The organism is Macrococcus brunensis, assembly GCF_004359615.1.
Lineage (GTDB): Bacteria > Bacillota > Bacilli > Staphylococcales > Staphylococcaceae > Macrococcus > Macrococcus brunensis.
Map to the genome: position 1 here is coordinate 1 of NZ_SCWA01000068.1, position 367 is coordinate 367.

Annotated in this window: 1 rRNA gene; it reads right to left on the minus strand. The window is 39.0% G+C overall.

Features of this window, described 5'->3' with window-relative positions:
- Window positions 1-260 precede the first annotated feature (260 nt).
- A 16S ribosomal RNA gene (locus ERX27_RS11260) occupies window positions 261-367 on the minus strand; the annotation flags it as partial.

Sequence of the window (367 nt, forward strand, 5' to 3'; positions counted from 1 at the left end):
CGTGCGCCCTTAATAACTTAATCTGTTATTAATAATGTGATGTCTGTATGAATACAGACGCGCGATTTTTTGAGAATTCAATAAATGAACTCACTCGGTTTTGCTTGGTAAAATCTTTTTTCTTCTTACTTTATCTAGTTTTCAAAGTACAATCTGAATGAACTGAACCGTAAGGTTCTATGAACACTCAAAACTGAATACAATATGTCAATGTCAATTCCTAAGAGATATCGAGTATCTCTTTTCCGTATTATCCTTAGAAAGGAGGTGATCCAGCCGCACCTTCCGATACGGCTACCTTGTTACGACTTCACCCCAATCATCTGTCCCACCTTCGACGGCTAGCTCCTAAAAGGTTACTCCACCG